Raw genomic sequence first — 21,302 nt, forward strand, 5'->3', positions numbered from 1 at the left:
ACAGCTGATTTCCATTTATTCGATTTCAGGAATCCATCATGTCCACATTGAACCAAGCCCACTGCGAAGCCTGCCGCGCCGATGCCCCACAAGTCAGCGACGAAGAACTGCCGATCCTGATCAAGCAGATCCCGGACTGGAACATCGAAGTACGCGACAGCATCATGCAGCTGGAAAAAGTCTTCCTGTTCAAAAACTTCAAACACGCCCTGGCATTCACCAACGCGGTCGGCGAAATCTCCGAGGCTGAAGGTCATCACCCGGGTCTGTTGACCGAGTGGGGCAAAGTGACCGTGACCTGGTGGAGCCACTCGATCAAGGGCCTGCACCGCAACGACTTCATCATGGCCGCGCGCACTGACGAAGTGGCCAAGGACGCCGAGGGCCGCAAGTAATGCATTTCGACGCCATAGGCCGGGTGCCCGGCGACCCGATCCTCGGCCTGATGGAGGCCTATGCGCAAGACCCGAACCCGCGCAAGTTCGACCTTGGCGTGGGTGTCTACAAGGACGCCCAAGGCCTGACGCCAATTCCGCAATCGGTGAAACTGGCCGAGGCACGACTGGTGGATCGTCAGACCACCAAGACCTACATTGGCGGTCACGGTGAGCCGGCGTTCGGCAAAGCCATCAATGAGTTGGTGCTCGGTGCCGACTCAAAGCTGATCAGCGAAAAACGCGCCGGCGCCACCCAGACACCGGGCGGCACTGGTGCGTTGCGCTTGAGTGCGGACTTTATCGCCCAATGCCTGCCGGGCCGTGGTGTGTGGCTGAGCAATCCGACCTGGCCGATCCACGAAACCATTTTCGCCACGGCCGGGGTCAAGGTCAGTCACTACCCGTACGTGGGCAGCGACAACCGTCTCGACGTCGAGGCGATGCTCGCCGTGCTCAATGAAGCGCCCAAGGGCGATGTGGTGTTGCTGCACGCCTGCTGCCATAACCCGACCGGTTTCGATCTGTCCCATGACGACTGGCGTCGGGTGCTGGAGGTGGTGCGTCGGCGTGAACTGCTGCCGCTGATCGACTTCGCCTACCAGGGCTTTGGCGATGGCCTGGAACAGGACGCCTGGTCGACCCGGCTGTTCGCCGCCGAGTTGCCGGAAGTGCTGATTACCAGTTCCTGCTCGAAGAATTTCGGCCTGTACCGCGACCGCACCGGAGCACTGATTGTCTGCGCAAAAACCGCGGACAAGCTGGTGGACATTCGCAGCCAACTGGCCAACATCGCCCGCAACCTGTGGTCGACACCGCCGGACCATGGTGCCGCCGTGGTTGCGACTATCCTCGGCGATCCGGAATTGAAACAACTCTGGGCCGACGAAGTGGAAGCCATGCGCTTGCGGATTGCCCAACTGCGCAGCGGTCTGGTGGAAGCACTGGAACCGCATGGTTTGCGTGAGCGTTTTGCGCACATTGGTGTGCAGCGCGGGATGTTTTCCTATACCGGGTTGACGCCTGACCAGGTCAAACAGCTGCGCGATCATCACAGCGTTTACATGGTCGGTACAGGTCGGGCGAACGTGGCGGGGATTGATGCGACGCGCCTGGATCTGCTGGCCGAAGCCATCGCCAAGGTCTGCAAATAACCTCCAGAACTCTGTAGCCCCCTGTGGGAGCCAGCCTGCTCGCGAAAGCGGTGTGTCAGTCAACATACACCTCGACTGTCACGCCTCCTTCGCGAGCAGGCTCGCTCCCACAGTTGTTTTTGTGCCACTACCCCTTACCTGTCTAGACAACCCCACTCGTCGAAACAAATGGATATAAAAGTCTGTTTGTCATTTCTCGTGCTGTATCCTGCGCAGGCTTTTTCAAAAGCGCGGATCTACCAGATCTATCAACAGACTTAGCGAGGAGCGCGACTATGCACGAGATTCCTAATCTCCCCTTCCCAAGCCTGCACGAACCTGAGCAGACGACCACGCAACAAGCCGGTGCCCAACAGCCCGAGCCGAAAGAAGCCACTGGCAGCCGCCAGGCTGACAGCGAAGACTGAAACACCCGCCGTACAGACCGTGTGGAAAGCGCTAACATGCGCTTTCCACACTGCCTGAAACGAGCCCTCCCCCCATGACAGATGATTTCAGCGAAGAGCAGGCCAGCATTCTGATCGGCACCGCCGAGAAAATGATCGAGATCTGGAATCGCCTCTCCCCCGAGAAACAAGCCGCTTTGCTCGCCCGTTTCGGCAGCGAGGAAAATGCATTGGCCGCTTTGGTCACCACGCAATTGGTGGCGCCTGCCAAGCCCTGACGGCCCTGCCCGGCAAATAGTTTTACTTTTTCACAACCCACGAACGCTAGCACCGTTATCATAAGCAGCCTATCTAATCCTGCTTCTCCGTGGACCTTTGCCCATGTCTGAAAACCAGCGCCCCCTGGCGGTCACGCTGCAAGTTGTTTCCATCGTCCTGTTCACCTTTATCGGCTACCTGAATATCGGCATTCCCCTGGCGGTACTGCCCGGGTACGTCCACAGCGATTTGGGCTTCGGCGCAGTGATTGCGGGACTGGTGATCAGCGTGCAATACCTGGCCACCCTGCTCAGCCGTCCCTACGCAGGGAAAATCATCGACAACAAGGGCAGTAAACTGGCGGTGATGTATGGCCTGGCCGGTTGCGGCTTGAGCGGTGTGTTCATGCTGATTTCGGCCTGGACCCAAAGCCTGCCGATGCTGAGCCTGATCAGCCTGTTCATCGGTCGCCTGGTGCTCGGCAGCGCGGAAAGCCTGGTGGGTTCCGGCTCCATTGGCTGGGGCATCGGCCGGGTCGGCGCAGCGAACACCGCCAAAGTCATCTCCTGGAACGGCATCGCCAGTTACGGCGCGCTGGCGGTCGGTGCACCGCTGGGTGTGTGGCTGGTCAGTCAGTTGGGGTTGTGGAGCATGGGTGTGAGTATTGTGTTGCTGGCGGCTTTTGGCCTGGTACTGGCCTGGCCGAAAACCGCCGCACCAATCGTGGTCGGTGAACGCCTGCCGTTCATGCACGTACTCGGGCGGGTGCTGCCCCACGGCTGCGGCCTGGCGTTGGGCTCGATCGGTTTCGGCACCATCGCTACATTTATCACCCTGTATTACGCCACCCAACACTGGGATAACGCGGTGTTGTGCCTGAGCCTGTTCGGCGCCAGTTTTATCGGTGCGCGGCTGTTGTTCGGTAACCTGATCAATCGCCTGGGTGGCTTTCGCGTGGCGATTGCCTGCCTCTCGGTAGAAACCCTGGGCCTGTTACTGCTGTGGCTGGCACCGGATGCTCATTGGGCACTGGCGGGTGCCGCGCTGAGCGGTTTCGGTTTCTCGTTGGTGTTTCCGGCGCTGGGCGTTGAGGCGGTGAACCTGGTACCTGCCTCCAGTCGAGGCGCGGCGGTCGGCGCTTATTCACTGTTCATTGATTTGTCACTGGGGATCACCGGGCCATTAGCCGGCGCGGTGGCGGCGGGATTCGGTTTTGCGTCGATCTTCCTGTTCGCCGCACTGGCCGCCATCAGCAGTTTGATGCTCTGCATTTACCTGTACCGGCAGGCACCGAAACGTCGCCAGACGCGGGAAACCCGCTAAAAATCCACCTTGCCGCGCCCGGCCTTGATGTTGCCGCGCTTGCTTTTGGATTCAAGCCTGCGGGTCTTCGAACCAAGGGTTGGTTTGGTCGGGCGGCGTTTCTTCTCGATCTTGGTGGCGCTCAGAATCAGCTCGGTCAAACGCTCCAGCGCATCGGCACGGTTCTGTTCCTGGGTGCGGTATTGCTGGGCCTTGATGATCAACACGCCTTCGCTGGTGATGCGACTGTCGCGCAGCGCCAACAGCCGCTCCTTGTAGAACTCGGGCAAGGACGAGGCCGGTATGTCAAAGCGTAAGTGCACGGCGCTGGAGACCTTGTTGACGTTCTGCCCACCGGCGCCCTGGGCGCGAATGGCGGTCAACTCGATCTCGGCATCCGGTATCTGCACGTTGTTGGAAATCACCAGCATGGAAAATCACTGCCTCAGGTCTATATGACATCTAAACAAAAATGCCCGTATCTGACGATACGGGCATTTTTTGTTCAGCCAAAGCGATTATTCAGCAGCCGGGGCTTCTGGCTTGCGGCGCTTGAGCGGGGCCATGCCGTCCTTGCTGACCAGGGAATCGCTCTTCGGCCGATTGACGCTCTTGCGCTTGGTCGGGGTCTTGGCGGCGACTTTTTTCTTGTCGCCCTTGGCGTCGGTCTTTTTCTTCTTCACGCCGACAGCCTTGCCCGAGGCCTTGACCTTTTTCGGTCCGCCGTAGGTGCCTTTGACTTCCTTGATGGTGCGGCGCTCGAAGCTTTGCTTGAGGTAGCGCTCGATGCTCGACATCAAGTTCCAGTCGCCGTGGCAGATCAGCGAGATGGCCAGGCCATCGTTGCCGGCACGACCGGTACGACCGATACGGTGCACGTATTCGTCGCCGCTGCGCGGCATGTCGAAGTTGATCACCAGGTCCAGGCCGTCGACGTCCAGGCCGCGAGCGGCAACGTCGGTCGCGACGAGGATCTTCACCCCGCCCTGCTTCAGACGGTCGATCGCCAGCTTGCGATCCTTCTGGTCCTTGTCGCCGTGCAGGACGAACGCCTTGTATTCCTGCGCCACCAGGCGGCCGTAGATACGGTCGGCCATGGCCCGGGTATTAGTGAAGACGATGGCCTTCTGATAAGTCTCGTTGGCCAGCAGCCAATTGACGATCTGTTCTTTGTGCTGGTTGTGGTCAGCGGTGATGATTTGCTGCCGGGTGGTTTCGTTCAGCTGGCTGACCGCGTTGAGCTGCAAGTGCTCAGGGTTGTTCAGGACCTTGGCGACCATCTCGCGCAGGCCCGAACCACCGGTGGTGGCGGAGAACAGCATGGTCTGCTGGCGGTTGGTGCACTCGTCCACCAGGCGCTGCACGTCTTCGGCGAACCCCATGTCGAGCATGCGGTCGGCTTCGTCGAGCACCAGCACTTCGACTTCCTTGAGGTCGAGGTTGCCGGCGTTCAGTTGCTCGATCATCCGGCCCGGCGTACCGATCAGGATGTCCGGCACCTTGCGCAGCATGGCAGCCTGGACCTTGAAGTCTTCGCCGCCGGTGATCAGGCCGGACTTGATGAAGGTGAACTGCGAGAAGCGTTCAACTTCTTTCAGGGTCTGCTGGGCCAGTTCGCGGGTTGGCAGCAGGATCAGGGTCTTGATGCTGACGCGGATCTTGGCCGGGCCGATCAGGCGGTTGAGGATCGGCAACACGAAGGCAGCGGTTTTGCCGCTACCGGTTTGCGCTGTCACCCGCAGGTCACGCCCTTGGAGCGCCAGCGGAATAGCCGCTGCTTGCACAGGCGTTGGCTCGACAAATTTCAGTTCGGCCACGGCTTTGAGCAGGCGTTCGTGCAGGGCGAATTCGGAAAACACGGGTGCTACCTCGAAGAAATGCAAAAAATCAGCTGCATAGGGTAACGGTTTCGAGCGCGAAGGCCGAGTTTCTTTATGCAATCGACTGCAAACAGTGGCTTTTTTGTTGCCTGATTTGTCCCCAAACGTAATACAAAGCGTCTTAAATGCTCTAATTGCCCATCGCGTCTTACAGAAGAATCGTTTCTCCCATGGATATCAAACAGCTCTGGCTCAACGCCCAAGACCTTTGGGGCACCCTCGATCAGCACCCGCTCCTGCACGCCGGCCTGGCCCTGGTACTGCTGCTGGTGATCGCCCTGGTGCTCGGACGAGTGGCACGCTACCTGATCCTGCACGCCAGCCGAATGCTCGGTCGCCAGCCTGCCCTGCACTGGATCAACGACTTTCGCCACAACAAGGTCTTCCAGCGCCTGGCACAAATGACGCCGTCACTGGTGATCCAGTTCGGCCTGCACCTGGTACCGGAGCTGAGTAAAACCGCGATGGTTTTTCTCGGCAACGTGGCACTGGCCTTCACCATTCTGTTCCTGGTGCTGTCCATCAGTGCCCTGCTCAACGCCTTGCTCGACATCTATGCCCGCACCGAACACGCCCGTACCCGCTCGATCAAGGGCTACGTGCAACTGGCAAAAATGGTCTTGTACGTGTTTGGTGCAATCATCATCGTCGCCACGCTGATCGACCGTTCACCGCTGTTGCTGCTGTCGGGTCTTGGCGCCATGTCGGCAGTGATTCTGTTGGTCTACAAGGACACCTTGCTGTCGTTTGTGGCCAGCGTGCAGCTGACCAGCAACGACATGCTGCGGGTCGGTGACTGGATCGAAATGCCGCAAGTCGGCGCCGATGGCGATGTGGTGGACATCACCCTGCACACAGTCAAGGTGCAAAACTTCGACAAGACCATCGTTTCGATTCCGACCTGGCGCCTGATGTCCGAGTCGTTCAAGAACTGGCGCGGCATGCAGCAGTCCGGAGGCCGCCGGATCAAGCGCAGCCTGTTCATCGACGCCAGCGGCGTGCGCTTCATTCGCGATGATGAAGAACAGAAATTGTCCCAGGTGCATCTGCTGACTGACTACATCAGCCGCAAGCAGGCCGAACTCAAGGCCTGGAATGAAGCCCAGGGCAATGTCGCGGCCATGTCGGCCAACCGTCGACGGATGACCAATATCGGCACGTTCCGCGCCTATGCGCTGGCGTATCTGAAAAGCCATCCCGAGGTTCAGCCGAACATGACCTGCATGGTTCGGCAAATGCAGACCACAGCCCAAGGCATCCCGCTGGAAATCTACTGCTTCACTCGCACCACGGCGTGGGCCGATTACGAGCGGATCCAGGGGGATATTTTCGACTACTTGCTGGCGGTGCTGCCGGAGTTTGGCTTGAGCCTCTATCAGCAGCCCAGCGGTACGGATCTACGGGCCGGGCTGTTGCCGGCGGTGTTGGGTGCGAGCCATATCCCCGAGCCGGAAAAACACATCATGTAACCCCACAGTTCCTTTGTGGGAGCGAGCCTGCTCGCTCCCACAGGGGGTCAGTGCGCGAGCGCTGGTTGGCGTACACCCAACCGACTGATCCACACCGCCATCAATATCACCGACCCGCCCAGCAGCAACCGCCCCAACTCTTCATGCTGATTCCAGATCAGCAGATTGACCAGCAATCCCACCGGCACATGCAGGTTGTTCATCACCGCCAGCGTCCCGCCATTGACCAGGCACGCGCCTTTGTTCCACCAATACAGTCCCAGCGCCGTCGAGACCAGGCCGAGGAACAGCAGCACGCCCCATTGCAACGGTGCTTCAGGCAGGAAGTTCTGTTTGCCGAACAGCAGGAACGCCGGTAACGCTACCGCCAGAGCACCCAGGTAGAAATAGCCGAAGCGCCGGTAATGCGGCAGGTCGCTCGGATGCCGTGCGACCAGGTGCTTATAGAGCACTTGTCCGGCGGCATAGGTGAAGTTGGCCAGTTGCAGCAACAGGAACCCCATGAAGAAATCCGGGTTGATGCGATCGAAGCGAATCACCGCCGCGCCCGCCACCGCCACCAGCGCCGCGACCAACGCCCAGGGATTGAACCGGCGGTTCAACGCGTCTTCGATCAGGGTTACGTGCAACGGGGTGAGGATGGTGAACAGCAAGACTTCCGGGACCGTCAGCACGCGGAAGCTCAAGTACAGGCAGACGTAAGTCACGCCAAACTGCAAAGCGCCGATCAGCAACATGCCACGCATGAAAGCCGGTTCCACCGAACGCCAGCGCGTCAGTGGAATAAACACCAGCCCCGCCAGCAATACTCGCACCAGCACCGCGAAGTAACTGTCGACATGACCGGCCAGGTACTCGCCGATCAAACTGAAGGAAAACGCCTGGATCAGCGTGACAAAAAGTAGATAGCCCATGCTCGCCTCGTTTCGAATGGCGGCGAAGATAACGGGTTTTGTCATTCACTGCGAATCGTCAGACAGCATACAAATCTCTGTGGTATCTGTGGCCACCCATCAAATTGCGGGCAAAAAAAAGCCCGATCTCGCCAATGCGTTCAATCGGGCTACGGCACTCAGGAGCAATAAGTGCAAAGGGAGGTTCGATGCGCGTACAGGCTTGAAGGGTTGCGCCAGGTCACTAGACCATCCAGCGATTATCTGGCGATTAACCGGTCAGGCGACTTGCGAAAGCCGGGCGTTCGCCTGGTTCAGGCCTTTCTCCTGGAAGCCGCCGCCCAGGTTCATGCCTTCGGCGTGAATGAACGTGACGTCATGGATGCCGATGAAGCCCATGACCTGACGCAGGTACGGTTCCTGGTGATCCGACGGGGCGCCGGCGTGGATGCCGCCGCGAGCAGTCAGGACGTAGGCACGCTTGCCGCTGAGCAAACCCTGGGGACCGGTTTCGGTGTACTTGAAGGTCACGCCGGCACGCAGCACATGGTCAAGCCAGGCTTTCAAGGTGCTCGGAATGGCGAAGTTGTACATGGGCGCGGCCATCACCAGCACGTCGGCGGCCAGCAGTTCGTCGGTCAATTGGTTGGAGCGTTCCAGGGACAGCTGTTCGAGGTCGCTGCGCTGATCGGCGGGTTTCATCCAACCGCCCAACAGGTTGATATCCAGGTGTGGCACCGGGTTGACGGCCAGGTCACGAACGGTGATCTGATCGTTCGGGTGCGCAGCTTTCCACTGGTTGATGAAGGTCTGGGTCAGTTGACGGGAAACCGAGTCTTGCTGACGGGCACTGCTTTCGATGATCAGAACGCGGGACATGGGTTGTAGGCTCCATCTGAGAATGCTGTAAGTCGATGGAGTGAAGGTTAAACAGGACCAAATCGATAAAAAAGCGCAAATAACTGCTATAACCAATCAATAATTTCGTTTATAAGCGAAGCATGGCTGATGGGCCTGCTCCGCTGGGGGTCATTTCGGCTTGCAGGTCATGCTGATGTACAGCTTGATGATTTTGCGATTGAACTTGGCTGAGAGGTCGGCACTTTTACCGGCATCCAGATTGACCCTGCGGGTCTTGGGCGATTCCGGGCCATTGCGAAATACCACTGCACACTCGGCAGCGGTATCACCGTAGTTGTTCAGGGTGATCGAGCCCAGATCGTAATCGGAGGCGTAGGTGGTGTAGTCGATCTTCAGCCCATTGAGTTCTTTTTGTACATCGATCGGATAAGCAAACGCAGTCAACGGCAACATCGCCAGCAGGACACAAACGATTTTTTTCATTCAGCAGTCTCCAATAAGAACTGCGCAGCTTAGGACAATAGGAGCCCATCATGAAAGCGCCCCGCGTGACCCTTGATCAATGGCGAACGCTTCAGGCCGTGGTCGACCACGGTGGTTTCGCCCAGGCCGCTGAAGCGCTGCACCGCTCGCAATCGTCAGTCAGCTACACCGTGGCACGCATGCAGGACCAGCTCGGCGTGCCGCTGCTGCGCATCGACGGGCGCAAAGCGGTGCTCACCGAAGCCGGTGGCGTTCTGTTGCGCCGGTCCCGGCAACTGGTGAAACAGGCCAGCCAGCTGGAAGACCTGGCCCACCACATGGAACAAGGCTGGGAAGCCGAAGTGCGCCTGGTGGTCGACGCCGCATACCCCAGCGCCCGCATCGTCCGTGCGCTGACCGCGTTCATGCCGCAAAGCCGTGGCTGCCGGGTGCGGCTGCGCGAAGAGGTGCTGTCGGGTGTGGAAGAAGTGCTGCTCGAAGGCGTGGCCGACCTGGCCATCAGCGGCTTCAGCATTCCTGGATACCTGGGTGCGGAATTGAGCGATGTCGAATTCGTCGCGGTCGCCCACCCGGAACACTCCCTGCACCGCCTCAACCGTGAACTGAATTTCCAGGACCTGGAGAGCCAGCTGCAAGTGGTTATCCGCGACTCCGGTCGCCAGCAACCACGGGACGTCGGCTGGCTCGGCGCCGAGCAACGCTGGACCGTCGGCAGCCTGGCCACCGCCGCCACCTTTGTCAGCAGTGGCCTGGGGTTTGCGTGGTTGCCGCGGCACATGATCGAACGGGAATTGCGAGAAGGTACGCTCAAGCTGCTACCGTTGGATCAGGGCGGTAGCCGCAACCCGAGTTTTTACCTCTATTCGAACAAGGACAAACCCCTGGGGCCGGCCACACAGATCCTCATCGAACTGTTGCGCACTTTCGACACTGCGCCGCTGGACGCACCTTTCGCGGCCCCTGAACAAGCCTGACACGGAGTGTACCCATGGCCTATTTCGAACACGAAGGTTGTAACCTGCACTATGAGGAATATGGCCACGGCACGCCGTTGCTACTGGTCCACGGCCTGGGTTCCAGCACGCTGGACTGGGAAAAACAGATCCCCGCGCTGGCCGCGCGCTACCGGGTGATCGTCCCCGATGTACGCGGTCACGGGCGCTCCGACAAACCCCGCGAGCGCTACAGCATCGCCGGTTTCAGCGCCGACCTGATTGCACTGATCGAGCATTTGAACCTCGGACCGACCCACTTTGTGGGCCTGTCCATGGGCGGCATGATCGGCTTTCAACTGGCCGTGGATCAGCCGCAATTGCTCAAGAGCCTGTGCATCGTCAACAGCGCACCCGAGGTCAAACTGCGTAGCCGCGACGACTACTGGCAGTGGTTCAAACGCTGGAGCCTGATGCGCGTCCTCAGCCTGCGCACCATTGGCAAGGCCTTGGGTGGCAAATTGTTCCCCAAGCCTGAGCAGGCGGATTTGCGACAAAAGATGGCCGAGCGCTGGGCAAAAAACGACAAACATGCTTATCTCGCCAGCTTCGATGCAATCGTTGGCTGGGGGGTTCAGGAACGACTTTCGAAAGTGTCCTGTCCAACCCTCATCGTCAGCGCCGACCGTGACTACACACCGGTCTCGCTGAAAGAAAACTACGTAAAACTGCTGCCCGATGCGCGGCTGGTGGTGATTGCCGACTCCCGTCACGCCACCCCGCTGGACCAGCCCGAACGCTTCAACCAGACACTGCTCGAGTTTCTCACCGCAGTCGATACCACCCCACTCAGGATCACCGACCCATGCTGAAAAAAATCGCCCTCGCCGCCGGCTCCGTTCTGTTTGCCGCCAACCTGATGGCCGCAACGCCTGCCAAGGCGCCGCATGTGCTGCTGGAAACCACCAACGGCCAGATCGAAATCGAACTGGACCCGGTCAAGGCTCCGATCAGTACCAAGAACTTCCTTGAGTATGTGGACAGCGGCTTTTACAACAACACGATTTTCCACCGCGTGATTCCGGGCTTCATGGTCCAGGGCGGCGGCTTCACTCAGCAGATGCAGCAAAAAGAAACCAAGGCGCCGATCAAAAACGAACACAAGAACGGCCTGGTCAACGTTCGTGGCACCTTGTCCATGGCGCGCACTTCTGTGCCGGATTCGGCCACCAGTCAGTTCTTCATCAACGTCAAGGACAACGATTTCCTCGACCAGGGTGACGGCTACGCGGTGTTCGGCAAAGTGGTCAAGGGCATGGATGTGGTCGATATCATCGTCAACTCGCCAACCACCGTGCGCGGCGGCATGAAGGATGTACCGGCCGACCCGGTATTCATCAAGTCGGCCAAGCGCATCGACTGAGACTAAGCTGGACAGGGATGTCCGAGCGTTTGCCGGTTTGACCGGCAACGCTCAAACCGTTGAAGGAGTACCCGTTCGCGGGTGAAAAACCGATGCTTTATCGCCGTTTTGAAAAACTGATCGACATCTTTCGCGACGCCCCGACTGCCGCACCACCGGACCGGGTCCTGCCTTTCTATACCTATTACCTCAAACAGGTCTGGCCGAGTTTCGTTGCCCTGCTGATCGTCGGCCTGTTCGGCGCGCTGATTGAAGTGGCACTGTTCAGCTACCTGAGCCGCATCATCGACCTGGCACAGGGCACTCCAAACGCCGACTTTTTCAAGGAACATGGCGTTGAACTGGCCTGGATGGTGGTGGTGGCGCTGATCCTGCGCCCGGTGTTCGTTGGCCTGCATGACTTGCTGGTGCACCAGACCCTGAGCCCCAGCATGACCAGCCTGATCCGCTGGCAAAACCACAGTTACGTGCTCAAGCAGAGCCTGAATTTTTTCCAGAACGACTTCGCCGGGCGCATCGCCCAACGCATCATGCAAACCGGCAACTCCCTGCGCGATTCAGCAGTGCAAGCGGTGGATGCGCTGTGGCACGTGCTGATCTACGCCATCAGTTCGCTGGTGCTGTTCGCCGAAGCCGACTGGCGCCTGATGATCCCGTTGCTGACCTGGATCGTCGCCTTTATCAGCGCCCTCTACTACTTCGTACCACGGGTCAAGGATCGCTCGGTGGTTGCCTCCGATGCGCGCTCCAAACTCATGGGGCGCATCGTCGATGGCTACACCAACATCACCACCTTGAAGCTGTTCGCCCACACCAACTTCGAACAACAGTACGCCCGCGAAGCGATCAAGGAACAAACCGAAAAAGCCCAGCTCGCCGGCCGTGTCGTCACCAGCATGGACGTGGTCATCACCAGCATGAACGGCCTGTTGATCGTCTGCACCACCGGTCTGGCGCTGTGGCTGTGGACGCAATCGCTGATTACCGTGGGCGCAATCGCCCTGGCCACCGGGCTGGTGATCCGGATCGTCAACATGTCCGGCTGGATCATGTGGGTGGTCACCGGCATCTTCGAAAACATCGGCATGGTTCAGGACGGCTTGCAGAGCATTTCACAACCGGTCAGCGTCACCGACCGTGACCAGGCCAAACCGTTGGCCGTGGCCCGTGGTGAAGTGCGTTTCGAGGATGTGGACTTCCACTACGGCAAACAGAGCGGGATCATCGGCGGGCTCAACCTGACGATCAAACCCGGTGAAAAGATCGGCCTGATCGGTCCGTCCGGTGCCGGCAAGTCGACGCTGGTCAACCTGCTGCTGCGCCTTTACGACGTGGAGGGCGGGAAGATTCTCATCGATGGCCAGAACATCGCCGACGTCAGCCAGGAAAGCCTGCGCGAACGTATCGGCATGATCACCCAGGATACGTCCCTGCTGCATCGCTCGATCCGCGACAATCTGCTGTATGGCAAACCCGACGCCACCGACACCGAACTCTGGGAAGCGGTGCACAAGGCGCGGGCCGATGGTTTCATTCCCACCCTGTCAGACGCCGAAGGCCGCATCGGCTTCGATGCCCACGTCGGTGAACGCGGGGTGAAACTCTCCGGCGGCCAGCGTCAGCGGATTGCCATTGCCCGCGTGTTGCTCAAGGACGCGCCGATCCTGATCATGGACGAAGCCACGTCGGCACTGGATTCGGAAGTCGAAGCGGCGATCCAGGAAAGCCTGGAAACCCTGATGCAGGGCAAAACCGTGATCGCCATCGCCCACCGACTCTCGACCATCGCCCGCATGGACCGCCTGGTGGTGCTGGAAAACGGCAAGATCGCCGAAACCGGTAGCCACGCTGAACTGCTGGCCCATGGCGGTTTGTATGCGCGGTTATGGCAGCACCAGACGGGTGGGTTTGTCGGGATCGACTAGATCCTGTGTCCACTACAATCCATTGTGGGAGCGAGCAAGCCCGCTCCCACATTAAATTTGTGTGACTTCAGGATTGTCGATAAGGCAACGCCGTCCGCGCATCCTCGGCATACGCCAGCACCCCAACCCGTTCCTGATGCAGGAAGTCCTTGACCGCGGCCTTCAGCCCGGGGTGGCGCAGGTAATGCCAGGAATGGGTGATCACCGGTTCAAACCCGCGGATCAATTTATGCTCACCCTGGGCGCCGGCATCGAAGCGCTGGAAGCCGTTGGCAATCGCATAGTCCATGCCCTGGTAGAAACAGGTTTCAAAGTGCAGGCGGTCGAACTCCGCCAGACAACCCCAGTAACGACCGTAAAAACTGTCTCCCCCCACCAGACTGAACGCCATCGCCACCGGCCGTGAACCTTGTTTGGCCAATACCACGCGAATCGACTGCGGCATGCGCTCGGCCAGCAGGCTGAAAAACGCTCGCGTCAGGTAAGGTCTTTGCCGACGCACCGCGTAGGTATTGGCGTAGCAGGCATAGACAAAATCCCACTGTGCCTGGGTCAGTTGCCGACCTTCAAGCCATTCGAATTCGAAGCCCTGCCCCGCCACTTGCTCGCGCTCCTTGCGCATCTGTTTGCGTTTACGCGAACTCAGGGCGTCGAGGAAATCCTGGAAGTCCCGATAGTCGCGATTCTGCCAATGGTACTGACAGCCGATGCGTTGCAACCAACCCGGTTGTTCAGCCAATGCGGCATCGGTGAACGGGTCGGTGAAGTTGATGTGGGCACTGGAGAGTTGTTCGATCTCCAGATAGCCCGGCAGGCTTTTCAACAGTTCGAAGCCGTCCTCGACGCTGGCTGCCAGCAAACGCGGGCCGCTGACCGGGCTGAATGGCACGGCGGTCAAGAGTTTGGGGTAGTAATCGATACCGGCACGCTCACAGGCATCAGCCCAGGCGTGATCGAACACGTACTCGCCGTAGGAATGCCATTTGCGGTAGCTGGGCAGTGCGGCGATCAACCGATCGCCTTCGACATGCAGCAAATGTTCAGGCTGCCAACCGCAATGGGGACCGACGCTACCACTGTCCTCCAGCGCGCTGAGGAATGCGTGACACAGAAACGGCTGATTCTCGGGCACCAGGGCGTCCCACGTGTGCGGGGCGATTTCGGACAGACTTTGCAGGCGTTGCAACGGCATCACCATCCTCACTCATTCATGGCGTGAAAGCCTCGCGAGTATCGCGCATCGCCATCCTTTGCACACGATCAAATCGACGACAGCGCTCTAGCTCAATAGTTCGCGAAGACTTCGTATCGTCATCGACATGCCATCACATTGCCACCGCCCTGTCATAAACCATCGCGATACTGGCGCCTGTTTTTAGAGCGCCGGGTTATAGCCCGGCCACCGTTTTCCGTCCATCAATGGTCGGTTGTGCCCGGGATGGCTCAGTCATCCACTCTCATCTTCGGAGATTGATATGCGTCTTGCTTCCACGAAAACTGCGGCAGCCCTGTGTGGTGGTCTGTTGCTGGCCATGAGTGTTCCTGCCAGCGCCGCAGTCGACGCCAAACTGCTCGACATGCTCAAGGCAAACGGCTCGATTACCAACGCGCAGTACAGCGAACTGCAAGCCGAGCTGGCCAGGGATCAGAAAGAACAGCAAATCGCCCGCCAGGCTCAGCAAGAGACCAATGAGCAGATCGCGGCCACCGCGAAGAAAACCAACGAACTGAGCACCTTCGACCAGAAACTGGCCTGGGCTGCCAAGACCCAATTCAAGGGCGACGTGCGTTTCCGTCAGGAAACCATCAAGAACGACGGCGTCTCCAACAACAAAGACTCGGATCGCCAACGCATTCGTGCCCGGCTGGGTGCCTATACGGAGATCAACTCCCAGGTCGACACCGGTATCCGTATCGCTACCGGCAGCAGCGACGACGCCCGCTCCACCAACCAGGACCTGAACAACTACTTCGACAAGAAGCAGATCTGGCTGGACCAGGGCTACGTGGACTACCACCCCGACGCCATCAAGAACCTGCACCTGATCGGCGGCAAGATGCCGCAACCATGGGTAAGCATGGGCGACATCATCTGGGATAGCGACATCAACCCGGAAGGTCTGGCAGTCACTTACAAATACCCGCTGGGCGGCTCCACCGAGTTGTTCGGTAGCGCCGGTCACTACACCCTCAAGGACAACGTCGACGGCGAAGGCGTGCAGTTCAAGCACGACCTGCGTCTTTACGCCGGCCAGTTGGGCGCACGCTTCGCCATCACCGACAACCTGAAAATGACGTTGGGCGGCAGCATCTACGCCTACGACAACGATCAGGACAGCGCCTGCCCTACCTCCGGCACCGTCACCGCGCCATGCGCACTGGCCGTCAACGGCAACAGCCCGGGCGAGCAGTTCAAACTGTACGAAGGCTTTGGTCAGATCGACATCGGCGGCCTGCCAATGCCGCTGTCGTTGTACGGTCAAGTCGTCAACAACGACGATGCCAGCAACGACCAGGACATGGGCTGGCTGGCCGGTGTCAAAACCAAGGTCTATGGCTTCGGTCTGGATTACAACTACCGCGATGTACAGCGTAACGCCGTTGTGGGTGCCTTCACCGACTCCGACTTCGCCAACGGCTTCACCGGTTCGCGCGGCAGCAAGCTGAAAGTGAGCTATGAGCTGGACAAGAACTTCACCCTGGGTGCGACGTACTTCATGGCGAACTCCGACTACACCAACGCCACCCTCAAGGATTCGGACATCAACACCCTGCAACTGGATGCCGAAGCGAAGTTCTGATTGACCCCGCTACACGACTCGGGCAAGGAAGCCCGAGCCGCTTTTACAGCCTGGCGTTGGTCTGACGGTCCCCATCATCCGTCCGCCGGACCAACGCGAGTCTGTATTCCTGCCCTCTCGCAATCCCTCCTCGAATCAGCGACGGTCTTCGACCCGGGCCTGACTCTTGCTCCAGTCGGTCAACAAACTGTAGGCCACCGCCAGCAACGTCGGACCGATGAACAATCCGATGAAACCGAACGCGATCAAACCGCCAAATACCCCCAGCAGCACGATCACCAACGGCAAGTTCCCGCCGCGACTGATCAGGTACGGCTTGAGGACGTTGTCCACGCCGCTGATGATGAATATGCCCCAGATCCCGAGGAACACCGCCATTCCGTACTCACCTTGCCAGACCAGCCAGGCCGTGGCCGGGATCCACACCAGCGGTGGCCCCATGGGAATCAGGCTGAGCAGGAACGTCACGATACCGAGCACCAGCGCCCCCGGCACCCCGGCAATCAGGAACCCGGTCAACGCCAGTACCGCCTGAGCCGCCGCCGTGCCGATCACCCCGTTCACGACCCGCTGCACTGTGCCTGCCACGAGTTCGATGTAATACCCGGCACGCTTGCCGATCAGGCGCTCCAGCAGGCTATGAACAAACGCCGCCAACCGTGGCCCGTCACGATAGAAAAAGAACACGAAGACAATGCTCAAGGTCAGTTCGAGAATGCCGCCGCCGATCTGCGCACTGCGCGCCAGCAGCCAGTTACCGACTTGCCCGAAGTAGGGCTTGAGCGACACCATCATCGCCGCGCCCTGCTGGTCGATGCTGTTCCAGATCCCCATCAGACGCCCGCCCACCAACGGAATACCGCCCAGCCAGTCCGGCGCTTCCGGCAGGCCATCCATCTGCACATCCTTGATGAACGCCACGGCATCACGTACATGATCCGCCAGGTTGAATCCCAGCCACACCAGTGGGGCCGCCACCAGCACCATCCAGCCCACGGTCAACACCGCTGCCGCCAGGGACTCGCGACCATTGAGCCAGCGGGTCAACAGACGCATCAGCGGCCAACTGGCGAACGCCAGCACCGCCCCCCAGAACAGCGCCGACCAGAACGGTGCCATCACCCAGAAGCTCGCGCCAAACAGCACCAGGAGCAGGATCTGCACCAACAGCCGATCGTTATTGATCATTTGAAATCTCGAATAAATCAGTCAGCAAAAGAGTAGGCGAACGCTTCGATACGCGTTCGCCCGATAAAGCTTATCGCAACAGTTGGATGTGCAGGCCCGAGCCTTCGACGCTACCGGTTTCCAGTCGCGCGGCACGCACGCCCTGTTCGATCAGCGCCTGACGCCAGGCTTCGGCAGTCGGACCGGAAACACTGATTCTCAGCGTCGTGTCCAGGTTCAGGCCACGGGAGATCAAGCGCACCCAGGTGTCATCGGGTGCGCTGGTCAGCTTGGGGAAATCGAGCTCGCCAGTGCTTTTGAGTTCACGCAGCAAAGTCGCGGACGTCGGCCGCAAATCGCCCAGAGGTGCCGCGGCTTCGAACTGTTCGACATGCAGATAAGCTTTGCGATTGCCGCGCGTGATGCTGTAAAGCGCCACCAGCGTGTTGTCCTTCGGCGCCGCCAGACGCAACAGCAGGTACGCCTGCTCATTATCCGAGCCATAGAGTTTGGCGTTGCCGAACACCTCATTGGCCCACAGGCTGCTTTCGCCGCAATCGCGGGCCTGACACCAGAACAGCAACTGGGCGTCCTGCTTCTGCAAGGCTTCGCGGGCAGCGGTGAACGCTTGCGTCGCTGAATGCTCCGGTGGCAGCTCATAAGTCACCGACGTGGCGTTACCCCGCGCGTTGACCTGGCCATCGAAGCGCAACTGGCCGCTGATCTTGCGGATCGAACCCAGCGGATAAATCCGCTCAAGTTCGGCTGTCGGGCGATAGTCGACGATCTGCGCATCGACCATGCGCGGCACGATCGGCAGGTCCTGACTGCCTGGAATATCAGCGCCAAACAACAAGGGACTGAAACTGCACAGCACCAGCAGACTGAGAGAACGCATCGGTAGACTCATCGGATCAGCATGGCCTGGGCACCCTTGACGACGCTGGCGTCATCGGTGCGTTCAGGAATCAGCAACCCGCGCTGCACCGCCGGCCGCGCCTCCATGGTTGCCATCCAGCGCTGCAACGCCGTCAGGCCATCCACCGAAACACCGGACCACTCGTAGCCACGCACCCAGGGGAACGTCGCAATATCGGCAATGCTGTACTCGCCGGCAAGATACTCAACGTCTTGCAGACGCGTATCGAGCACTTCGTAGAGGCGCCGGGTTTCATGTTGATAGCGGTCGATGGCGCCCTGGAGTTTTTCCGGGAAGTAACGGAAAAACACGTTGGCCTGCCCCTGCATCGGACCGATCCCGCCCATCTGGAACATCAGCCACTGCAACGCCACCGAGCGTCCCTTGGGATCGGCGGGCAACAGTTTGCCGGTCTTTTCAGCCAGGTAAATCAGGATGGCGCCGGATTCGAACACGGCGAAATCGCCGTTGGCGCGGTCGACAATCGCCGGAATCCGGCCATTGGGGTTGATCTTGAGGAAGTCCGGGGACTTCTGTTCCTTTTTGTCGAAACTCAAGGCGTGCACTGTATAAGGCAGGCCGAGTTCCTCGAGCACGATAGAGACCTTGTGGCCATTCGGGGTCGCAGCGGTGTACAGATCTATCATGGTTGTCTCCCATTTCAACCCGCCCAGCCTCGACAGTTGCCCGGCGCAAGTCAAGGAACGGCGAAAAACCGATTGAAACAGTCTGCGACAAGATCGGCACCGGACTCGTCATTCAGGTGCAAATGATGGCCACCTGGCAGCTGTTCACGGCTAAAGGGTAGACGCTCCAGCAATTCGGGGTGTTTGGCGAGCATGCCGTCAGCAGCCACCACCAGTTTTGCAGGACAACTGATGCGCTGGACGAAGGACATGGCCTGTTCAGTCGTCAGGCGTAGCGGCGATGGCAGCGTGAGTCGGTTGTCGGTGCGCCAGGTGTACCCCCCCGGCACCGGCATCAAGCCACGCTGGGCCAGTAACTGCGCGGCTTCGCGACTGACCGCCACCAAGCCCTTCATGCGCGCCTCGATGGCCCGTTCGAGCGTGCTGTAGACCGGTTTGCGTTTTTCCCGCAGATCCAGCTGCGCCTGCAGGGCCATGCCCATGCGTTCGGCAGCATTTTCGCCCTTGTCTGTAGGTGGAATGACGCCGTCGATCAACGCCAGATGCGTGACCCGATCCGGCAACGAACCGGCGATGATCAGGGAAGCGATCGCCCCCATCGAATGCCCCATCAGCGCAAATCGGCGCAAGCCAAGCTGTTCGGCGACTTGCAGCACATCGTGTGCGTAGTCCCACATGGCGTAGCCGGCGCCGCTCGGGCGATGCCCGGAGTGACCGTGACCGGCCATATCCAGGGCAATGATGCGCAGGCCTTTGAGCTTCGGTGCCAGCCGGGCAAAACTGTTGGCGTTGTCGAGCCAGCCGTGCAAGGCAATCACCGGCAAACCGTCTTCGGGACCGAACAGATGCGCCGCCAGCTCGATGTGCGGCAAGCTCAGGCGAACTTCTTCGACGATGCTGCTCATGCGCAATCCTGTTGGCGACCGTCCCAGCGACTGAACAGGTTCTTCAGCATCGCGGCAGTATCCTGGGGACGTTCGAGGGGAAACATGTGACCACCGGGCATGGTCAAGGCCTCGCCGAGCGGCATGCGCCCGACTGAACTGGCGTGATGGCGCATCACCACCTTGCTCTTGTGCCCGCGAACCACTGCCAGCGGCACTTTCAACTGCCGGGCACGGCCCGGGCTGGTGTGGGGCACGCCCCGATAGATGCTGATCTCCGTGGCCGGATCGAAGCGCAGGCGCAGCTTGTCGCCAACCTGCTGCAAACCGTATTGCAGATAAGCATCGAAACAGTCCGGGTCGAAACCGCGAAACAGGGTTTTACCAGCGAAATAGCGGCGGGCGCTTTCGAGGTCGGCGAACTCTTCGCGTCGTCCCAACGTACGGCCAGCGGGCGTCAGCTTGTCGATGAAGCCCAGGCGCTTGGCGGCACGGATCACCCATTGATCGGCACGGGTCAATACCGGTGAATCGAGCATCACTACCCCGCGATACAGCTCGGGACAGCGCAACGCGGCATGCAGGTGCAGCACGCCACCGAAGGAATGGCCGACGCCCCACACCGGTTCGGCTTGCTGCCGCAGGTGATGGATCAGCTCATCCACCAGGTTGTACCAATTGTCGTCCGCCGGGAAACGCGGGTCATGGGCGTGTTGCTCCAGATGCGTCACCTGATACTCGGGCGCCAGCGCCGCGAACAACTTGCCGTAGGTGCCCGAAGGGAATCCGTTGGCGTGGGCGAAAAAAATCTGTTGCGACATAACCGGCAAATCCATGAGCGAGAACAGATGTTGATTGTCCGTAAGACCGCGTCCTGCGGCAATGACCGTAACTGACAGGAATGATGACAGTCCGGTCATGCTGATCATGCAGGAGCGAGTTCGCTCGCGATGGACCTGACGCCACGCAGTGGCAGGGGTCTCAGCGTTATCGTTGACGACCATCGCGAGCAAGCTTTGCTCCTGCTGGTCAACGTGCCGGCGGATTCTCCCCCAACGGCACCACCGCCATGGTCAACCGCGACACGCAACTGGCCTTGCCTTCGTCGCTGGTCAAGCGAATATCCCAGACATGGGTCGTGCGGCCGATGTGGATCGGCCTGGCCACTGCCGTCACCCTTCCACTGCGCAGGCCGCGAAGATGGTTGGCGTTGATTTCCAGGCCCACGCAGTAAAACTTGCTGGAGTCGATGCACAGGAAACTGGCCATGGAACCGACGGTCTCGGCCAGCACCACCGAGGCACCGCCATGCAGCAAGCCGTAAGGCTGATGGGTGCGGTGGTCGATGACCATGCTCGCGGTCAAAGAATCGTCATCGACGGCTTCGAAGCGGATATCCAGCACTTCGCCGATGGTGTTTTTCTGGAAAGCGTTCAACTGTTCGATGTTGGGAAGGGTGCGCCACAGACTCATCGCCGATTTTC

The 21,302-nt window shown here is 59.7% G+C and carries 22 protein-coding genes and 1 pseudogene; 11 read left to right on the forward strand and 12 right to left on the reverse strand.

The features are described from left to right. The first annotated feature begins 38 nt into the window (after positions 1-38). The 5 genes from AC07ZE_RS22295 (at position 39) to AC07ZE_RS22315 (ending at position 3,555) form a co-directional block, all read left to right on the forward strand. A complete protein-coding gene (locus AC07ZE_RS22295) occupies positions 39-395 on the forward strand; it encodes a 4a-hydroxytetrahydrobiopterin dehydratase (protein ID WP_007975310.1) in 357 nt (118 codons plus the stop codon). After that, on the forward strand, positions 395-1,588 hold the full coding sequence (locus tag AC07ZE_RS22300; protein WP_207266657.1) for an amino acid aminotransferase: 1,194 nt from the start codon (positions 395-397) through the stop codon (positions 1,586-1,588). Before AC07ZE_RS22295 ends, AC07ZE_RS22300 begins: the two co-directional genes overlap by 1 nt. Before the next feature lie 275 nt (positions 1,589-1,863). Next, positions 1,864-1,995 (forward strand): hypothetical protein, encoded by a 132-nt coding sequence (locus AC07ZE_RS22305; RefSeq protein ID WP_256590294.1) that lies wholly within the window; start codon positions 1,864-1,866, stop codon positions 1,993-1,995. A 74-nt stretch (positions 1,996-2,069) separates the two neighbouring features. After that, on the forward strand, positions 2,070-2,252 hold the full coding sequence (locus AC07ZE_RS22310; RefSeq protein WP_207266658.1) for a hypothetical protein: 183 nt from the start codon (positions 2,070-2,072) through the stop codon (positions 2,250-2,252). A 103-nt stretch (positions 2,253-2,355) separates the two neighbouring features. After that, a complete protein-coding gene (locus tag AC07ZE_RS22315) occupies positions 2,356-3,555 on the forward strand; it encodes an MFS transporter (RefSeq protein WP_207266659.1) in 1,200 nt (399 codons plus the stop codon). Here the strand turns inward: AC07ZE_RS22315 and arfB are convergent. Further along, entirely contained in the window at positions 3,552-3,965 is a 414-nt protein-coding gene (arfB, locus tag AC07ZE_RS22320) for an alternative ribosome rescue aminoacyl-tRNA hydrolase ArfB (protein WP_207266660.1), read from the reverse strand. The genes AC07ZE_RS22315 and arfB overlap by 4 nt on opposite strands. Positions 3,966-4,052: 87 nt before the next feature. Next, complete coding sequence (locus AC07ZE_RS22325) at positions 4,053-5,393, reverse strand: DEAD/DEAH box helicase (protein WP_095195744.1); 1,341 nt, start codon at positions 5,391-5,393, stop codon at positions 4,053-4,055. A 191-nt stretch (positions 5,394-5,584) separates the two neighbouring features. Here AC07ZE_RS22325 and AC07ZE_RS22330 point away from each other — a divergent pair, with 191 nt between their 5' ends. Continuing rightward, positions 5,585-6,883, forward strand: coding sequence for a mechanosensitive ion channel family protein (locus tag AC07ZE_RS22330; RefSeq protein WP_207266661.1), 1,299 nt, complete (start codon positions 5,585-5,587; stop codon positions 6,881-6,883). A gap of 47 nt (positions 6,884-6,930) precedes the next feature. Here the strand turns inward: AC07ZE_RS22330 and AC07ZE_RS22335 are convergent, their stop codons facing one another. The 3 genes from AC07ZE_RS22335 to AC07ZE_RS22345 all read right to left on the reverse strand — a co-directional run bounded on the left by AC07ZE_RS22335 (position 6,931) and on the right by AC07ZE_RS22345 (position 9,120). Further along, positions 6,931-7,797 (reverse strand): carboxylate/amino acid/amine transporter, encoded by an 867-nt coding sequence (locus tag AC07ZE_RS22335; protein WP_207266662.1) that lies wholly within the window; start codon positions 7,795-7,797, stop codon positions 6,931-6,933. Between the two features lie 258 nt (positions 7,798-8,055). Continuing rightward, complete coding sequence (locus tag AC07ZE_RS22340) at positions 8,056-8,655, reverse strand: FMN-dependent NADH-azoreductase (RefSeq protein WP_095195747.1); 600 nt, start codon at positions 8,653-8,655, stop codon at positions 8,056-8,058. 150 nt (positions 8,656-8,805) lie between these two features. Beyond that, positions 8,806-9,120, reverse strand: a complete 315-nt coding sequence (locus AC07ZE_RS22345) for a 3-phosphoglycerate kinase (RefSeq protein WP_207266663.1) — start codon at positions 9,118-9,120, stop codon at positions 8,806-8,808. A 50-nt stretch (positions 9,121-9,170) separates the two neighbouring features. On the opposite strand from AC07ZE_RS22345, the gene AC07ZE_RS22350 reads away from it, so the two are divergent. The 4 genes and pseudogenes from AC07ZE_RS22350 (at position 9,171) to AC07ZE_RS22365 (ending at position 13,400) form a co-directional block, all read left to right on the forward strand. Further along, positions 9,171-10,094, forward strand: a complete 924-nt coding sequence (locus tag AC07ZE_RS22350; protein ID WP_137805358.1) for a PA3225 family LysR-type transcriptional regulator — start codon at positions 9,171-9,173, stop codon at positions 10,092-10,094. Positions 10,095-10,108: 14 nt separating this feature from the next. Beyond that, positions 10,109-10,911 (forward strand): annotated as a pseudogene (locus AC07ZE_RS22355) (alpha/beta fold hydrolase); the annotation flags it as partial. Between the two features lie 6 nt (positions 10,912-10,917). Continuing rightward, positions 10,918-11,475 carry a peptidylprolyl isomerase gene (locus AC07ZE_RS22360; RefSeq protein ID WP_095195751.1) on the forward strand — a complete coding sequence of 186 codons (558 nt, stop codon included), beginning with the start codon at positions 10,918-10,920 and terminating at the stop codon, positions 11,473-11,475. Between the two features lie 92 nt (positions 11,476-11,567). Further along, a complete protein-coding gene (locus tag AC07ZE_RS22365) occupies positions 11,568-13,400 on the forward strand; it encodes an ABC transporter ATP-binding protein (protein WP_207266665.1) in 1,833 nt (610 codons plus the stop codon). 67 nt (positions 13,401-13,467) lie between these two features. Here the strand turns inward: AC07ZE_RS22365 and AC07ZE_RS22370 are convergent, their stop codons facing one another. Continuing rightward, positions 13,468-14,592, reverse strand: coding sequence for a GNAT family N-acetyltransferase (locus tag AC07ZE_RS22370; RefSeq protein WP_207266666.1), 1,125 nt, complete (start codon positions 14,590-14,592; stop codon positions 13,468-13,470). Positions 14,593-14,875: 283 nt separating this feature from the next. On the opposite strand from AC07ZE_RS22370, the gene AC07ZE_RS22375 reads away from it, so the two are divergent. Then, the gene (locus AC07ZE_RS22375; RefSeq protein ID WP_095195753.1) at positions 14,876-16,201 is read left to right on the forward strand and encodes a putative porin; all 1,326 of its coding nucleotides are present in this window, start codon (positions 14,876-14,878) and stop codon (positions 16,199-16,201) included. 135 nt (positions 16,202-16,336) lie between these two features. Here AC07ZE_RS22375 and AC07ZE_RS22380 read toward each other — a convergent pair whose 3' ends face one another. From AC07ZE_RS22380 to AC07ZE_RS22405, 6 genes are all read right to left on the reverse strand, one after another. Further along, positions 16,337-17,389, reverse strand: a complete 1,053-nt coding sequence (locus tag AC07ZE_RS22380; RefSeq protein WP_207266667.1) for an AI-2E family transporter — start codon at positions 17,387-17,389, stop codon at positions 16,337-16,339. Positions 17,390-17,459: 70 nt separating this feature from the next. Next, positions 17,460-18,266, reverse strand: a complete 807-nt coding sequence (locus AC07ZE_RS22385; protein ID WP_207266668.1) for a DUF4892 domain-containing protein — start codon at positions 18,264-18,266, stop codon at positions 17,460-17,462. Between the two features lie 8 nt (positions 18,267-18,274). Further along, entirely contained in the window at positions 18,275-18,934 is a 660-nt protein-coding gene (locus AC07ZE_RS22390; RefSeq protein ID WP_207266669.1) for a glutathione S-transferase family protein, read from the reverse strand. 50 nt (positions 18,935-18,984) lie between these two features. After that, positions 18,985-19,839, reverse strand: coding sequence for an alpha/beta hydrolase (locus tag AC07ZE_RS22395; protein WP_207266670.1), 855 nt, complete (start codon positions 19,837-19,839; stop codon positions 18,985-18,987). Beyond that, positions 19,836-20,639: an alpha/beta fold hydrolase gene (locus AC07ZE_RS22400; RefSeq protein ID WP_207266671.1), complete on the reverse strand. Its 804-nt coding sequence runs from the start codon at positions 20,637-20,639 to the stop codon at positions 19,836-19,838. The genes AC07ZE_RS22395 and AC07ZE_RS22400 overlap by 4 nt, the downstream gene beginning before the upstream one ends. A 208-nt stretch (positions 20,640-20,847) precedes the next feature. Then, entirely contained in the window at positions 20,848-21,291 is a 444-nt protein-coding gene (locus AC07ZE_RS22405; protein WP_095195759.1) for a hotdog fold thioesterase, read from the reverse strand. Positions 21,292-21,302 lie beyond the last annotated feature (11 nt).

Source organism: Pseudomonas sp. GW101-3H06 (assembly GCF_059424605.1).